Source organism: Nonomuraea sp. NPDC051191, from assembly GCF_044455665.1.
In the GTDB taxonomy this organism is placed as follows: domain Bacteria; phylum Actinomycetota; class Actinomycetes; order Streptosporangiales; family Streptosporangiaceae; genus Nonomuraea.
Window position 1 is genome coordinate 281,795 of the sequence record NZ_JBITEZ010000003.1, and the last position, 15,758, is coordinate 297,552.

The 15,758-nt window shown below is 70.9% G+C and carries 14 protein-coding genes and 1 tRNA gene; 3 read left to right on the forward strand and 12 right to left on the reverse strand.

Annotation, left to right across the window (positions count from 1 at the left end):
* Positions 1-12: 12 nt before the first annotated feature.
* The 8 genes from ACIA8R_RS09745 to ACIA8R_RS09780 all read right to left on the reverse strand — a co-directional run bounded on the left by ACIA8R_RS09745 (position 13) and on the right by ACIA8R_RS09780 (position 8,441).
* A complete protein-coding gene (locus ACIA8R_RS09745; RefSeq protein WP_397037646.1) occupies positions 13-1,353 on the reverse strand; it encodes a hypothetical protein in 1,341 nt (446 codons plus the stop codon).
* Positions 1,350-2,366: a LacI family DNA-binding transcriptional regulator gene (locus tag ACIA8R_RS09750; RefSeq protein WP_364084755.1), complete on the reverse strand. Its 1,017-nt coding sequence runs from the start codon at positions 2,364-2,366 to the stop codon at positions 1,350-1,352. The genes ACIA8R_RS09745 and ACIA8R_RS09750 overlap by 4 nt, the downstream gene beginning before the upstream one ends.
* The gene (locus ACIA8R_RS09755) at positions 2,367-4,010 is read right to left on the reverse strand and encodes a glycoside hydrolase family 36 protein (RefSeq protein ID WP_397037649.1); all 1,644 of its coding nucleotides are present in this window, start codon (positions 4,008-4,010) and stop codon (positions 2,367-2,369) included.
* A gap of 2 nt (positions 4,011-4,012) precedes the next feature.
* On the reverse strand, positions 4,013-4,822 hold the full coding sequence (locus ACIA8R_RS09760) for a carbohydrate ABC transporter permease (RefSeq protein WP_364084761.1): 810 nt from the start codon (positions 4,820-4,822) through the stop codon (positions 4,013-4,015).
* A complete protein-coding gene (locus tag ACIA8R_RS09765) occupies positions 4,819-5,688 on the reverse strand; it encodes a sugar ABC transporter permease (protein ID WP_357699089.1) in 870 nt (289 codons plus the stop codon). The genes ACIA8R_RS09760 and ACIA8R_RS09765 overlap by 4 nt, the downstream gene beginning before the upstream one ends.
* Positions 5,685-6,995 (reverse strand): ABC transporter substrate-binding protein, encoded by a 1,311-nt coding sequence (locus tag ACIA8R_RS09770; protein WP_397037651.1) that lies wholly within the window; start codon positions 6,993-6,995, stop codon positions 5,685-5,687. Before ACIA8R_RS09770 ends, ACIA8R_RS09765 begins: the two co-directional genes overlap by 4 nt.
* Positions 6,992-8,143, reverse strand: a complete 1,152-nt coding sequence (locus ACIA8R_RS09775) for an aminotransferase class V-fold PLP-dependent enzyme (protein WP_397037653.1) — start codon at positions 8,141-8,143, stop codon at positions 6,992-6,994. Before ACIA8R_RS09775 ends, ACIA8R_RS09770 begins: the two co-directional genes overlap by 4 nt.
* 224 nt (positions 8,144-8,367) lie before the next feature.
* Positions 8,368-8,441, reverse strand: a tRNA-Lys gene (locus tag ACIA8R_RS09780).
* Between the two features lie 101 nt (positions 8,442-8,542).
* Between ACIA8R_RS09780 and ACIA8R_RS09785 the strand changes: the two genes are divergently transcribed.
* Entirely contained in the window at positions 8,543-9,382 is an 840-nt protein-coding gene (locus ACIA8R_RS09785) for a MoxR family ATPase (protein ID WP_357699083.1), read from the forward strand.
* Positions 9,375-10,754: a VWA domain-containing protein gene (locus tag ACIA8R_RS09790; protein WP_397037655.1), complete on the forward strand. Its 1,380-nt coding sequence runs from the start codon at positions 9,375-9,377 to the stop codon at positions 10,752-10,754. The genes ACIA8R_RS09785 and ACIA8R_RS09790 overlap by 8 nt, the downstream gene beginning before the upstream one ends.
* A gap of 6 nt (positions 10,755-10,760) precedes the next feature.
* On the opposite strand, the gene ACIA8R_RS09795 is transcribed toward ACIA8R_RS09790, so the two are convergent.
* On the reverse strand, positions 10,761-11,525 hold the full coding sequence (locus ACIA8R_RS09795) for a nuclease-related domain-containing protein (RefSeq protein WP_357699079.1): 765 nt from the start codon (positions 11,523-11,525) through the stop codon (positions 10,761-10,763).
* A 171-nt stretch (positions 11,526-11,696) separates the two neighbouring features.
* On the opposite strand from ACIA8R_RS09795, the gene ACIA8R_RS09800 reads away from it, so the two are divergent.
* Positions 11,697-12,287: a TetR/AcrR family transcriptional regulator gene (locus ACIA8R_RS09800; protein WP_357699077.1), complete on the forward strand. Its 591-nt coding sequence runs from the start codon at positions 11,697-11,699 to the stop codon at positions 12,285-12,287.
* Here the strand turns inward: ACIA8R_RS09800 and ACIA8R_RS09805 are convergent.
* Genes ACIA8R_RS09805 through ACIA8R_RS09815 form a run of 3 tightly spaced genes read right to left on the reverse strand, consistent with a single transcriptional unit; the run spans position 12,246 to position 15,660 of the window.
* A complete protein-coding gene (locus ACIA8R_RS09805) occupies positions 12,246-13,301 on the reverse strand; it encodes an acyl-CoA dehydrogenase family protein (RefSeq protein WP_397037658.1) in 1,056 nt (351 codons plus the stop codon). The two genes, ACIA8R_RS09800 and ACIA8R_RS09805, sit on opposite strands and share 42 nt — an antisense overlap.
* Positions 13,298-14,461 carry an acyl-CoA dehydrogenase family protein gene (locus ACIA8R_RS09810; protein WP_357699073.1) on the reverse strand — a complete coding sequence of 388 codons (1,164 nt, stop codon included), beginning with the start codon at positions 14,459-14,461 and terminating at the stop codon, positions 13,298-13,300. The genes ACIA8R_RS09805 and ACIA8R_RS09810 overlap by 4 nt, the downstream gene beginning before the upstream one ends.
* On the reverse strand, positions 14,458-15,660 hold the full coding sequence (locus tag ACIA8R_RS09815) for an acyl-CoA dehydrogenase family protein (RefSeq protein ID WP_364084776.1): 1,203 nt from the start codon (positions 15,658-15,660) through the stop codon (positions 14,458-14,460). Before ACIA8R_RS09815 ends, ACIA8R_RS09810 begins: the two co-directional genes overlap by 4 nt.
* Between the last annotated feature and the right edge of the window lie 98 nt (positions 15,661-15,758).

A 15,758-nucleotide genomic window follows, 5' to 3' on the forward strand; every position in this document is an offset into this window, starting at 1 on the left:
CCGAGCCCGCTCTCACCCCGGACGGCCAGGAGCGGTGACCAGGGCGCTCTGTCCCGGTGCGACCTGCGTGACCACGGCGGGGGCGTCCGGGAAGCGGGCCTCCCAGCGGTAGGTGGTTTCGCTGGAGGTGTTGGTGAGCGTGGTGGCGGTCCTGCCGTCGTGCCGGACGGTGATCGTGCCGTCGCCCAAGGGGATGCCCGAGACCTCGGCCCAGGCGATGTCGTCGGGCAGGTGGGACAGCGTGGTCACGGCGTTCACGTCGGGCGTGACGCCGAGCAGGCCCTCGACGACCTGGCTGACGAGCGTGAAGGACACCTCGGGGTAGTCGCCGTTGAGGCCGCCCGCGACGTGCGGTTCCGCACGCCGGTCGAAGACGTGCCGCATCCAGCGCCAGGCGGCCGCGTTCCTGTCGTGGCGGAAGAAGGTGTCGGGCAGGTACGTGTAGGCCTCGATGTTGCGGGGACGCTCGGGGCCGGCGGCTTGGCCGTCGATGAAGTCGAGGTAGGCCTCGTTGCGCGGACCTGGCTCGATGAGGTCCTTGAGCGGCATGAACCAGCTGTTCTCACAGCCCCATCCGGTGACGGGGGCGCCGTCCACGGTGTAGCCGCGCACCAGGTCCGCGGGGTTCTCGCCGACGCTCCAGACCTCGTTGAAGTGTCGCCTCAGCTCGGCGGCCCGGCAGGCGAAGTCCTCGCCGTCCAGGCCGCGGGCCCGGCTCAGGGCGCTCATCGCCAGGTATGCCTGGTACCGGGAGCCGACGGAGTCTCCCGCCTCCGCCAGGTGCTCGCCGGCCAGCTCGTTGTAGCTGGCCACGCCCTGGAAGATCCCCCTTCCGGTGGCACGCGGCACGATCTCCGTCACCGCGTTGCGGTAGTAGGACCACAGCACGGGGTCCTCGACGTAGGCGCGGTCCCAGGTCCATCGGTAGGCGGTCCCGGCCTTCTCCACCAGCTCGTACACCGCGGGCAGCTCACGGACGAAGGAGTCGGGGCCGCGGTAGTCGATGGACAGGTAGGAGCCGTCGAAGTTGAACGCCCACACCGGGTGGAAGCCGTGCTCGGGGGTGGCCGAGGCGGCGAAGCAGCGCAGCATGGTGAGGTTGGCCTCGGCCATGCCGAGCAGGTGCGCGCCGACGATCTGGTGGGCGAAGTCGCGGGCGTAGAAGCCGCTGCGGTGTGCGTACCCCGCCCAGTAGGAGGGCAGGTAGCGGCTCTGTCCCGTCCCCGCGGGCCGGTGCTCGTCGACGTCGACGGGGCCCCACGAGCCGCCCTCGTGCCGCAGGCGCAGCGCCCTCGCCCGGGCCCACTCGAACATCGCGACCAGCTCGTAGCTGGCCGAGCCGATGCGCATCATGGGCCGATGCTGGGACGGATCACCAGCTCCCCGGGCAGCAGCAGCCCCGCCTGAGGGGTCGCGCCGTCCTCCACCGTCTGGATCAGACGGCCGATCAGCGCCCGCGCGATGCGCTGGAGCGGCAGCCGTACCGTGGTCAGGGCGGGATGGAGGAACGCGGTGAGGGGAAGGTCGTCGAAGGCGGCCAGAGCGAGATCAGCGCCGATCTCGATGCCCTCCTCCCTGGCCGCGGCGTAGACGCCGAGCGCGAGCCAGTCACCGGCTGCCACGACGGCCGTCGGGCGGTTGCGGCCGCGCAGCAGCTCACGGGTGACCGTGACGAGCTCCGCGGGGCCGTCGCCCGGCGCGGAGAACTCCTGCCCCACCAGGCCGTGCCTGCGGACGCCGGCGCGGAAGCCGTCTCTGCGGTCCTCCATCCACGGTTGCGCGCCGACGGAGGCCAGGAAGGCCACGCGCCGATGCCCCCTGGCGGCCAGCAGCCCGACCAGCTCGATGACCGCCTGAACGCTGTCGACGTCCACCCACGACTGCGGCTGGTCCGGCATCGTCCTGCCGAACGCGGCGAACGGGAACCCCGCCGCGGTCAGGTGCGCGACCCTGGGGTCGTCACGCATCACGTCCGACAGCAGGAAGGCGTCCACGGTGCGAGCCGCGATCACCTCGTCCAGTGCCTGCTCCTGACTCTGGCCCGGGCGCGGCCGCAGCAGCAGGATCCGGTAGCCGACCTCCCCGGCCGAGGCCACCACGGCCTCCAGGAACCCGCCCATCAGCGGGTTGGGGTTGGCGGGGTCGTCCACCGGCGTCGGGTAGGCGATTATGCGCCTGGTGCCCGACTTGAGGCTGCGCGCCGACTGGTCGGGCCGGTAGCCGAGCTCCTCGATCAGCCGGGTCACCCGTTCCAGCGTCTCCGGCTTGAGCCGCTGGGGGGCGTTGAGCGCGTTGGAGATCGTCTGGCGGGACACGCCCGCCGCGCGGGCGACGTCCTCGATGGTGATCCCACGGCGTGCCGCCACTCAGTCTCTCCTCACCGTCAGCAGGCCCCCCACGGGTACCTCGACCACGCTCGTGCCGGAGGTGAAGCGCAGCTCGCTCTCGCTCACGAGCCGCCCGCCGCAGTCGCGGACCTCGGCCGTCGCGACACCCCGCCCGTGCAGGACGACGCGGGTGTCGGGGGCGGCGTTGGCCACGAGCAGCTCTGCGATCTCCGGCACGTCCACAGGCAGGGCAGCGTACCGGGCCACGACCTCGCTCTCCTCACTGTAGGCCCGCACCAGCGGGTATCCGTGCTCGACCCCGTGCGGTTCCAGCACGCCGAGCTGCAGCGTGGCGAGGTGGCGCCGGAAGACGCCCAGCCAGAACCGGATGGCGGCGAGCTGGTCGGGCCGCTGGGCCGCCAGGTCCACGGAGATCTGCGGCACCGAGAAGAGCACGTTGATCAGGTGCACCGCGACCTGCTCGGCGGACTCGTCCGGATGCCAGAGGATCATGTCCGAGTGCACGGCCTGAGGTCCGGCGGTCAACCGCAGGTCGATCGTCCGCTGCCGGTTCTCCTGCGGGCTGAGCGGGCAGTCCACCGCCCTGACCATGTTCGCGTACGGCCACAGACCCGGGCTCGTGTACGGCTGGCGGTGCTCGATCAGCACGTCCGGCTTCGCCGCCCGGAGCCTGACGTCGAGCTCGCGCAGCAGCTCCGCCACCCCTTCGTCGGTGCCGAAACGGTCGATGAAGTCGATCTTCAGGCCGTCCGCGCCCCACTCCTCCACCGCTCGCGCCAGCTTGTCGACGAGGAACGCGCGCACCTCGGGGTGACGCGGGTCGAGGACGGCCGCGTCCATGTGGTCGAGGTAGCGCAGGAACTTCCCCCCGAAACGCTCGAACGCGGCGTTGTCCTTGCCCACGAACGGCAGCGCGTACCACAGCAGGTAGGCCATGCCGTCGCTCTGGACCCGCTGGATGTGCTGCCGGATGTCGGAGATGTTGGGCTCCCAGTCGCCGCAGAAGGCGTACCCCCGCGACCGGTCGGCCGTCTGCCACCCGTCGTCCACGATCATCGTGGCGCAGCCCAGTTCCTTCGCCAGACGGGCCTGGAGCTCCACCGACTCCCGCGAGACCTCCTGGTGCATGCTGTACCAGGTCGAGTACACGGGCAGCCTGGCCTGACGCGGCGTGGGCGGCAGGTCGCGGCCCTCCTGCCACCATCCGGCGACCTCGGTCAGCGCCGCGGAGAACTGCCGATCCGACAGGTCCAGCCGGATCCGCAGCCCCTCGCCCTGCACGGTGAAGACGAACTCGCCGGTCTCCTCGATCACGCCGCCGGTGAAGCTGCCGGTCACCGAGGCCAAGGCCACCGTGCACAGGTTGGCCCCCGCCGTGCCGACGAGACTGACGACGGGCGCGCCGGAGATCAGCCCGGCCGCCGTCGGAGAGCTCCAGATCGGCGGGATCCAGCGGGTGCCCGAGCCCGGCGTCCAGAAGGCCGCGGCGTTGACGCACGGCAGTTTCCACTGCGCCGCGTTCCCTTCGGGGGCGTCGATCAGCCAGACGTCCGGCGCGAGCGGGGTGACCGTGATCGCCTCCGTACCGGCTATCGCCACCTCGACCTCGCCCGCGCGGACGACGGTCGTCTCCCCGAGGGCGTGCGGCTCCCAGATCTGCATGGTCAACCTTTCGTGGCCCCGGCCAGCAGGCCGGAGATGAACTGTTTCTGAAGGATGAGAAAGAGGATCATCATGGGCAGCGCGGAGATCGCGGTGCCCACCATGACCTGGCCGAAGTCGGTCCTGGCCAGCCCCTGGAGGGTGGCCAGCGCGACCGGCAGGGTGAACATCTCGGGCGTGCGCAGCGCGATCAGCGGCCACAGGAAGTCGTTCCACGCGCCGAGGAACAGGAAGACCGCCAACGCCGCGAGCGCGGGCCGCATGACCGGCACCACCACCCGCCACAGCACCCGGAGCTCCCCCGCCCCGTCCACGCGCGCCGCGTCGAGCAACTCGTCGGGTACGGCCTGCAGCGACTGCCGGATGAGGAAGATCCCGAACGGAACGGTCAGGTTCGGCAGGATGAGCGCCGGGAAGGTGTCGATCAGCCCGAGGTCGTTCATCATCTCGAAGATCGGGATGATGGTGACGCCGCCCGGGATCACCAGCGTCGACAGCAGCAGGACGAAGAAGGCGTTCCTGCCACGGAACTCGAACTTGGCGAACGCGTAGCCCGCCAGCAACGCCACGACCAGCGCGATCGACGTCTGGACGGTCGCCACGAGCAGCGTGTTCCCCAGCACGTGGAGCAGGCCGATGGACTCCTCCAGCTTCGCGGTGTTCGCTCCGAGCTGGTCGCCCGGCGAGAACGTGGGCGTGGCGCCGAAGATGTCGGCGTTGGCGTGCGTGGCCGCCATGGTCAGCCAGTAGAACGGGCCGACGCACAGGGCGAAGCACGCGGCGAGCGCGAAGGTCAGCAGCCAGCCCTTCATTTCCTGCCTCCGGTGAGCTTGAGCTGCACCAGCCCGAAGCCGGCCACGATCAGCGTGAGCGCGTAGGCGATCGCCGAGGCGTAACCGAAGTCGAAGTAGCGGAAGCCGTTCTGGTACAGATAGAGGGAGATCGTCAGGGTGGAGTTGTCCGGGCCGCCACCGGTGAGCACGAACGGCTCGTCGAACAGTTGCAGCGTGCCGATCGCCGACAGCACGATCGTCAGCAGCAGGATCGGCCGCAGTTGCGGGACGGTGATCGACCAGAAGCGGCGGACCGCTCCCGCGCCGTCGACCATCGCCGCCTCGTACAGCTCCTTCGCGATGCTCTGCAGCCCGGCCAGGTAGATCACCGCGTTGTAGCCGCAGTAGTGCCAGGTCAGCGCGATGACGATGGCGATTCGCGCCCAGAAGGGGCTGCCCAGCCAGTCGATCGGGCTGACGCCGAAGAGGCCGAGCAGCCAGTTGAGCAGGCCGGAGTCCTTGCTGAGGATCACCGAGAACATCACGCCGTAGGCGACCAGGCCGGTCAGCGAGGGCATGAAGACGCCGAGCCGCCACAGGGCGCGCAGCCGTACGAGCTTGGAGTTGAGGCCCAGCGCCAGCAGCAGTGCGAGGATCAGCATGATCGGGACCTGGACGACGAGGATCAGCGCCGTGTTCCCCAACGACGTCCAGAACAGCGGGTCGTTCACCAGCCTGACGTAATTGTCCAGTCCGGCGAAGGAACGCGCCGCCCCGGCGCCGGTCGTCAGGCTGATGTAGGCCGCCGCCAGGATCGGATAGGCCTTGAAGCAGACGAAGCCGAGCAGCGCGGGCAGCACCAGGAAGTACGGAACGTTTCTCCTGGTGAGCAGGCGGGCGGTCATCCCGCGAGCTTCCTGCCGGACTGCTGGGACAACTGCTGGGCCGCCTGGCTCAGCGCGGCGGCCGGGTCGGCGCCCTTCAGCAGGACCTGGGTCTGCGCGTCACTGGCGATCTTCAGCGCGCGGGCGTAGTCGCCGGAGTAGTAGGTGGCGTCCGCGCCCTCGCCCAGCGCGTCCACGAAGGTCTTGAGCGCGGGCTGCCCGCCGTAGTAGTCCGTCCTGGCGGTGAACCGCGGGTCGGCGTAGGCGGCGGTCAGAGCGGGGAAGACCCCGCCGTCCTCGAACATCTTGTTGATGACCTCGGGCCTGGTCAGCGCGTACTCAAGGAACTTGAACGCCTCCGCCTTGTGCGGGCTGGTTCCGGAGACCGACAGGTACGTGGAGTTGACGATCGCGGTGCGCTTGCCGCCCGGCACGACGGCCGGCGGCTGCATGACGCGCCAGAGCCCCTTCTGCTTCGGCCACGTCTCGGGGATGTAGCCGACCCCCCAAGCCGCCCACGGCAGCACCGCGACCTTGTCCTCGCTGATCAGCTTCTTCCGCGTCCCCTCGCCGGAGGTGTCGGCGACGATCCCGGCGTCGTTCATCTTCTTGATCAGGGTCATCGCCTGCACGGCGGGCGCCGAGGAGAGCGTGACCGCTCCCTGACGGTCGAAGTAGAAGGCGCCCTGCTGCTGCAGCAGCGACTGGAAGAGGTCCATGTCCACGCTGCCGGCCGCCGGCTTGTTCAGGCCGATCAGATAGGCGCCCGTCCTCTCCTTGAGCTTCTTGCCCGCCTCGATCGCGTCGTCCCAGGTCCTGATCGCCGCGGAGTCGATGCCTGCCTTGTCGAACAGGTCCGAACGGTAGAAGAACCCGACCGGGTTGACCTCCCACGGCATCGCGTACGCCTTGCCGTCCTTGCCGGTGACCGTCGGCCACAGGCCCTCGGCGAAGGCGTCCTTGTACTTGTCGGCGCCCAGCTCGCTCAGGTCCGCCAGCCCGCCGGGGAACTTCTCCATGTATCCGGGCAGGTAGTCGATGCCGATGTGCAGGACGTCCCCCAGGCCCTTGCCTCCCGCGGCCATCCCCACCGTGATCTTCTCCCAGATCGCGGGGTTCCCGACCACCTGGACGTCGACCTTGATGCCGGGGTTCGCCTGCTCGAAGTCCTTGGCCACCGAGGCCAGCCCGTCGGAGGCGGGCTTCCAGCTCCAGACCGTGATCTTCACGGGACCGGTGGACTTCTGGTCGCTCCCGCCCCCGCCGCCGCAGGCCGTGACGGCCAGAGCGAGAGTCGCGGAGACGACCATGACGAGAGGTCGGTTCATGACGATTCCTTTCTCGGGGGGTGCAGGGCGGCGGCCAGACGCTGTACGGCCTTGCCCGAGGTGGTGGCGTGGGGCGAGAGACGGATCCACTCGCCCCGCAGAGTCGTGGTGAGCCCGGCGGCGGCCAGCGCGGCATGGACGGCCGCCGGATCCCGGCCGGGCATCGTGAAGGACCCGATGCCGCTCCACTCCGCGGCGCCACGTCCGGGGCCACGCCCGGCGCCGGGCGGCGCCGGCCCGCCGGCGCCGGCGGGCGCGTCCAGCAGCACCCGTGCCCCGGCGGCGCGGGCCGTGTCGAGCAGCTCACCCAGCCGATCGGCCGTCCTGCGGCCGATCTCCGCGACGCCGGCCTCCAGGACCAGCTCGATCGCGACGCCCAGGGCGGCGACGCCGGAATAGTCGGGATTGGTCATCGTGTGCGCGGCCGCTCCCGCGAGCGGCGGCCGGGGCGCGGGCCCCGCCAGCGGGCCCTCGACCCCCGACCACCCGCCGAGCCCCGGCGCCATCAGCCCGGCGACGCGGTCGCGGGCCAGGAAGAGCGCCGCCCCCCAACCGGCGCGCAGCCACTTCTGCCCGCCGCAGACCAGCACGTCGGCGGCCTCCACCTCCAACGGCACGGCGCCCAGCCCCTGGATCGCGTCCACGACCAGCACGCGTCCCGGCCCGAGCACCTCCTTCAGCGCGCCCAGCGGCGCCGGGTAGCCGGTGAGCGCGTCGACCGCGCTGACCGCGAGTGCCCGCACCGACGCGTCCAGGTGCTCGGCCAGCACCTGGGGGGTGAGGCGCACTTCGTCGATCCACCGCACCCGGAGCCCGCCGCGCCCCTCGAACCGCAGCCAGGGGTAGACGTTCGCGGGGAACTCACCCCGGGGCAGCAGCACCACGCCCTCTCCGGGCAGCGCGGCGGCGGCGGCGAACAGCCCGTGGCTGGTGGAGGAGACGAACGCCACTTCGTGCTCGGCCGCCCGCAGCAGCCGCGCCGCCGCCGAGCGCGTCCGCGCCGCCTGCTCCTCGAACCAGGCCAGCGGCATGTCGCCGACGCGGCGGTGGGCCGACTCGGCCAGGACCCCCGCGACCGCGCGGGAGAGCGGCCCCAGCCGGGCGAAGTCGAGGTAGCCGGAGGGCTCGGCGAAAATTTGAACGTTCATATCCTCTGACGGCTCATCTAGGCATGACGAAGCGGGGAGTGTGCGGCTGACCGGGGATAACAGGGCTCAGCGATATGAACGTTCATATTACGCAGCTTCCTCATGGCCGCAAGCAAAGATTGCATAACGGGCCCGGGGAAGCAGGGCGGCCCAGCGGTTCGACCAGAGCCACCGGACAACGAGAAAACCCCAGCTCAGCGTACTGAACTGGGGCTTTCGTGCGGTGCGCCGCCAGGGACTCGAACCCCGGACCCGCTGATTAAGAGTCAGCTGCTCTAACCAACTGAGCTAGCGGCGCTTGCAGAGAGGAATATACCGGTGATCCGCATGTTGGTCGAATCGACCTCGGATGGACTCCTGCCGCTAGAATAAAGTTCGGCCTGCAGACAGGGAGCATCGATGTTCGACTCGCCCGCCGACGTTACGGCGCGGCTCGCCGCCGTGGACTACCTCTCCGACGACGCCATCTCCACCTCGGTGTTCCTCGCCGCCGCACTGGGCAAGCCGCTGCTGGTCGAAGGGCCCGCCGGCGTGGGCAAGACGCAGCTCGCCAAGGCCGTGGCCCAGGCGACCGGGTCCGAGCTGGTCCGCCTCCAGTGTTACGAGGGGCTCGACGAGGCCCGCGCGCTGTACGAGTGGAACTACAAGAAGCAGCTGCTCCGCATCCAGGCGACCAGCGCCGACGACGACATCTTCACCGAGGAGTTCCTGCTGGAACGCCCCCTGCTGAAGGCGATCAGGTCGGCCGACCCCACCGTGCTGCTGATCGACGAGACCGACAAGGCCGACGTCGAGGTCGAGGGGCTGCTGCTGGAGCTGCTGTCCGACTTCCAGGTCACCATCCCCGAGCTGGGCACGATCGCCGCCACCCGCAAACCGTTCGTGCTGCTCACCTCCAACGCCACCCGCGAGCTGTCCGAGGCGCTCAAGCGGCGCTGCCTCTACCTGCACATCGAGTACCCGACGCCGGAACGGGAGCGCGACATCGTGCTCGCGCAGGTGCCGACCATCCGGGCCGACCTGGCCGAGCAGCTCGCCAGGACGGTCGCGACCATGCGGGCGCTGGAGCTGAAGAAGGCGCCGTCGGTCGCCGAGACCGTCGACTGGGCCAACACGCTGCTGGCCCTCGGCCGGGAGGAGCTGGACGAGGCGACGGTGGCCGGGACGCTGGGCGTGGTCCTCAAGCACGCCTCCGACCAGACGCGGGCGATCAAGGAGCTGGGGCTGCCGGATGCCTGAGCGCATGTCGCTGGTGGACCGGCATGTCGGGTTCGTGCACGCGCTGCGCGAGGCGGGCCTGCCGGTGTCGCTCGCCGAGGGGCTCGACGCGGCCCGCGCGCTGCGGGTGATCGACCTGAGCGAGCGCGAGTCGCTGCGCGCCGCCTACGCGGCCACGCTGGTCAAGAAGCCGGCCTACCGTCCCGGCTTCGACGTGCTGTTCGACCTGTGGTTCCCGTCGTCCACGACCGGCATGCACGCCCCGCGCCCCGGCGACGCAGGGCTCGACCCGCGGACGGCCCCGGTGACCGAGCTGCGCGACCGCCTGGCCGGGCTGCTCACCGGCAGCACCGACGCCGAGCTGCGGGAGTTCGCCCAGGTCATGGTCGAGCGGTTCGGCCGCCAGCAGACCACCGGGCCCGGCCGCCAGAACTGGTTCTCCTACAGCGTCCTGCGCGCCCTGTCCCCCGAGACGCTGATGGCCCGCATCCTGGCGAACGTGCTGGCCGGGCAGGAACGCGGCGGGCTGGCCGAGAAGACCGTGCGGCAGCGCGTCAACGGCAACATCCGGCGCTTCGAGGAGGCCGTGGCCACCGACGTGCGCCGCCGCATCGCCGAGGACTCGGGCATCGAGCGCATCGCCCGCTCGGCCGTGCGCCCGCCGCTCGACCAGATCGACTTCCTCCGCATCACCAGGGCCGACCTGGCCAGGCTGCGCAAGGAGGTCTACCCGCTGGCCAGGCGGCTGGCCGCGCGGCTGACGATCAAGCACAGGAAGGGGCGCAGGGGGCGGCTGGACTTCCGGCGGACCGTGCGGGCCTCGCTGCAGAGCGGCGGCGTGCCGCTGACCACGCACTTCAAGCCGCCCCGGCCGCACAAGCCCGAGCTGGTCATCCTCTGCGACACCAGCGACTCGGTCTCGTCGTTCGCCCACTTCACGCTGCTGCTGACGTACGCGCTGCGGGAGCAGTTCACGAAGGTGCGGGCGTTCGGGTTCGTGGACCGGGTGGACGAGATCACCCGCTTCTTCGTGCCCGGCGCGGACGTGGTGGAGGCCATGACGAGGCTGGCGGACGAGGCCGACATGGTGCGCTTCGGCCGGACGAACTACGGCCACGCCCTGGAAGGCTTCGCCGAACGCCATGCCGACGCCATCGGCCCGCGGACCTCGCTGCTGATCCTCGGCGACGCCCGCTCCAACTACCAGCCGCCCGCCCTCGACGTGCTCAGGCGCCTGACGTCGGGGGCCCGCCACGCCTACTGGCTCAACCCCGAGCCCAGGCCGCAGTGGGACACCGGCGACTCGGTCGCGAGCGAGTACGGCACCGTGGTCGAGATGCACGAGTGCCGGAACGTCGCCCAGCTCACCGCGTTCATCGAGACCCTGGCCTGACGGCGGTCAGACCTTCTGCAGCTCCCTGGCCGCGGTGCGGGTCAGCAGCTCGACCTGCTGCTCGGTGAACACCACGCCCTCGACCGCCCTGATCCGCCGGGAGACCAGGCGCGGCTTGATCAGCGCGAGGCCCTCGCCGACCACGACGCCGCCGCGCGGCAGCAGCCCGCAGTGGACGGCCAGCATGGGCGAGATCGTGACCTCGATCCCGGTCTCGCGGGTCAGCAGTTCGGCGAACGCCTCGGCGGTGTCGACGAGCGGCTTGGCCCATTTGCTGCCGTACTTCTCGCTGAAGAACAGCCTGCCGTTGTAGCAGCCGATCTCGGTGTCGGGGCTCCAGGACTCGTTGTCGATGACCCAGATGCCCGTCGGGCCGATCACGAGGTGGTCGATGGAGGCCTGGTCGCGGATCGCGCGGCCGTCGAGCACCTGGTAACCGCGCCTGGCGAGCTGCCTGCGCAGCAGCCGACCCGTGATCAGCTCGCCGCGCCGGGCGCCGCGCCAGACGGCCGTCGCGCGGAACGAGCGCCAGTCGATGAACCAGTCGACGGCGGCCACCAGACCGGCGGTGACGGCTCCCCAGAACAGGATGAACTCCGAGCCGAACCGCAGCGCGAGCAGGACGCCGGCCACCGCGCCCACGCCCGCCTTGACGTACCGGGACCGGCGCCGGTTGGGCGCGTCCTCACGCCAGAACTTCTCGTACCACCACTGCGGGGATGAGCCTGTGTACTTCTCGTCCTGCTGCACGTAGATAGAGCCACCGGGCACGGCAAACTCCCCGAGTCAGTAGAAACCTTCAGGATCTGCCACTCCGAAGATCCTCACCGGTCTAAGTGATACCCATGCTTGAACCAAGGCGAGCCTAAGGTGACGTAAATAGAACCCGCAAGACCGTCAACCGACCAGTCGGTATGCTATGGCGGTGACAAGGGGGACGAAGTGAAGGAAGAACCCGTTCGGCAGCGGTTGCTCGCCGAGGCTACCCGGCTGTTCGCGGCCCGCGGATTCGAGGGGACCTCGGTCCAGGAGATCGTCCTGGCGGCCGGCGTCACCAAGGGCGCCATGTACCACTATTTTGACTCAAAAGACGATCTGCTGCACGAGATCTACGCCCGCCTGCTCCGCATGCAGATGGACCGTCTGACGCGCATCGCCGACGGTCCGGGCACGGTCCGCGAGCGGCTGCACCGGGCCGCGGCCGACGTCGTGGAGACGACGACCGCGAACCTGGACGACTCCAAGATCTTCTTCAGGTCGATGCACCTGCTCGCGACCGAGAAGCAGAAGACCGTGCGCGCCGAGCGCCGCCGCTACCACGAGCGCTTCCGCGGCCTGGTCGCCGAGGGGCAGCGCACGGGCGTCCTCAGCGACCGGGTGCCCGCCGAGCTGGTCGTCGACTACTTCTTCGGCTCGGTGCACCACCTGGGCACCTGGTTCCACACCGACGGGCCGCTGACCGGCGCCCAGGTGGGCAGGCACTTCGCCGACCTACTGCTGAACTCCCTCGGGGCCGGGGACGCCGGCGAGTGAGGCCAGCGCCTCCCGGTGGTCTCCGGGGGTGCCGAGCGCGATCTCGGTGGCCTTGGCGCGCTTGAGATACAGATGCACGGGATGCTCCCAGGTCATCCCGATCCCGCCGTGGAGCTGGACCGCCTCCTCGGCGGCGTGCACCGCCACCCCCGCGTTCCACGACTGCGCCACCGCGACCGCGATGTCCCCGGGATCGGCGGCCGCGGCGCGGGCGGCGGCCCTGGCCCTGACCACGTCCAGCCAGAGGTCGGCCAGCCGGTGCTTGATCGCCTGGAAGGAGCCGACCGGCCGGGCGAACTGGTGGCGCTCCTTGACGTAGGCGAGCGTCGTGTCGAGACACCACTCGGCCACGCCGACCTGTTCGGAGGCCAGCAGGCCCGCACCGAACCGCAGCACGCCGGCCAGGTCGCACGCGCCGACGTCGCGGGCCGGCGCTCCGGCGAGGGTGACGGAGGCGACCGGCCTGGTCAGGTCGAGCGAGGGCACCACCTCGACGGTGGCGCCCTCGACCTCGTACAGCCTGCCCTCGAAGGGCACCAGGAGCACGTCGGCGACGTCCGCCCCGGCCACGCCGGTGACGGTCCCGGACAGCCGCCCGCCCGCCAGCCGCAGCGACGACCCGCGCCCCGGCCGGTACGGCGAGGCCGCGAACGACACGACCAGCGCCGCCGTCCTGCGCCCCTCGGCCAGCTCGCCGAGCAGGGGGTCACCGGTGGGCAGCAGCGCCCGCGTGGCCAGCACCGCGCTGGTCAGGAACGGCACCGGCGCCACGGCCCGGCCCAGCTCCTCCAGCACGACGGCCACCTCGCTGGCCGACGCGCCCGCGCCGCCCAGCTCCTCGGGCACGAGGAGGCCGGCGACCCCGATCTCGCCCGCCAGCGTCTTCCACAGGTCCAGGTCGTAGGGCTGCGACTCGACGCGCCCGAGCACCGCGGCCGACGGGCAGCGGTCGGCGAGCAGGCCGCGCACGGCCGCGCGCAGCTCCTCCTCGACCTCGGAGTAGAGCAGGGTCATCGCGGCAGGTCCTTCCAGGGCACGTCCTTGTCGACGCGGGGCTCGGAGGGCAGGCCGAGCACCCGTTCGGAGATGATGTTGCGCAGGATCTCGGACGTGCCGCCCTCGATCGAGTTGCCCTTGGCCCGCAGGTAGCGGTAGCCGGGGCCGCGGCCGTAGAAGTCGACGTCCTCCGAGCGGCGGAACGTCCAGTCGTCGTAGCCCAGGTCGCGGCGGAGCTCGACGTCGAAGCCGGACAGCGCCTGGTTGAGCCGGGCGAACGACAACTTCATGCCCGAGCCCTCGGGGCCGGGCTGCCCGGCGGCGAGCTGCTCGCGCAGCCGGGCCCCGGACAGGCGGGTCACCTCGGCCTCCACCCACAGCGCCAGCAGCCGCTGGTGCAGGTCGTGGGTGCGCAGCTCGGGGTGCTCGCGCCAGGCCGCCAGCACCGCGCCGACCATGCCGCCGCCGCGCCGCACGGGCGCGCCGCCGATCGCGACGCGCTCGTTCATCAGCGTGGTCTGCGCGACCCGCCAGCCGTCGCCGACCTCGCCCAGCCGCAGGTCGTCGGAGAGCCGCACGCCGGTCAGGAACACCTCGTTGAACTCGGCCTCGCCGGTGATCTGCCGCAGCGGCCGCACCTCGACGCCGGGCGCGTGCATGTCGCAGACGAAGTACGTCATGCCGCGGTGCTTGGGCACGTCCGGGTCGGTGCGGGTGACCAGGATCGCCCACCGCGAGTGGTGGGCGCCCGACGTCCACACCTTCTGGCCGTCGACCACCCACTCGTCGCCGTCCCTGACCGCGCGGGTGGCGAGGGTGGCCAGGTCGGAGCCGGCGCCGGGCTCGCTGAAGAGCTGGCACCAGATCTCCTCGCCGGTCCACAGCGGGCGCAGGAAGCGCCGTCTCTGCTCCTGCGTGCCGAACGCCAGGATCGTCGGCGCGGCCATGCCCAGGCCGATGCCCTGGACGCCGCTGTTGATCTGCGGCGTGCCGGCCAGCTCGTGCTCGACCACCTGCTGCAGCTCCCTGGCCGCGCCGAGGCCGCCGAGCCCTTCGGGGAACCAGACCCAGGCCAGCCCGGCGTCGAACCTGGCCCGCAGGAACTCCAGCCGGTCCCCGTCGGGGTCGTGCTCGCCCAGGAACGCGCGCACGCGCTCCTTGATCTGCGCTTCGTTCACATGAACCTCTTCAGCTCGCGATAGGCCAGGGACCGCTTGTGGACCTCGTCGGGACCGTCGGCCAGGCGCAGGGAGCGGGCGCCCGCCCAGAGCGCGGCCAGCGGGAAGTCCTGGGAGACGCCGCCCGCGCCGTGCACCTGGATGGCCTTGTCCAGGATCCATTCGACGGTGACCGGGGTGGAGATCTTGATGGCCTGGATCTCGGTGTGGGCGCCCTGGTTGCCCACGGTGTCCATGAGCCAGGCGGTCTTGAGCACCAGCAGGCGGAGCTGCTCGATCCTGATGCGGGACTCGGCGATCCAGTCCTGGACCACACCCTGCTGGGCGATCGGCTTGCCGAACGCCGTCCTGGCCAGGGCCCGCTCGCACATCAGCTCGACCGCGCGCTCGGCCATGCCGATCAGGCGCATGCAGTGGTGGATGCGGCCGGGGCCGAGCCTGGCCTGCGCGATGGCGAAGCCGCCGCCCTCCTCGCCGATCAGGTTGTCGGCCGGGACGCGCACGTCCTCGAAGATCACCTCGGCGTGGCCGCCGTGGTCGGCGTCGGTGTAGCCGAAGACGTGCATCCCGCGCTTGACGTGCAGCCCCGGGGTGTCGCGCGGCACCAGGACCATGCTCTGCTGCCGGTGCTTGGGCGCGTCGGGGTTCGTCTTGCCCATGACGATGAAGATCTTGCAGTTGGGGTTCATCGCGCCGGAGATGAACCACTTGCGGCCATTGATGACGTACTCGCCGCCGTCGCGGACGATCGAGGTGGCGATGTTGGTGGCGTCGGAGGAGGCGACGTCGGGCTCGGTCATCGCGAAGGCCGAGCGGATCTCGCCGTCGAGCAGCGGGCGCAGCCACTCGTCGCGCTGCCACCCGCTGCCGAACATCGACAACACTTCCATGTTGCCGGTGTCGGGGGCAGCGCAGTTGGTGGCGGTGGGGGCGATGCTGGGACTGCGGCCCATGATCTCGGCCAGCGGGGCGTACTGGAGGTTCGTCAGGCCGGCGCCGTGCGCGCCCGGCAGGAACAGGTTCCACAGGCCGCGCTTCCTCGCCTCGTCCTTGAGGTCGTCGAGCAGCGGGGGCGGGCTCCAGCCGGCGGCCGCGGCCTGCTCCTCGAAGGCGGGCTCGGCCGGATAGACGCATTCGTCCATGAAGCGGAGCAGGCGCTCGCGCAGGTCCTCGGTGACGGTGTCGAAGGCGAAGTCCATGCCGGTGAGCCTACCGACCGGCCGGTATGGCTGTCGACAGGTGGTTCCCCGCAAAAACCGCCAGGTGGCCGTCAACCTGCGACGGGACCGCGTCCTAT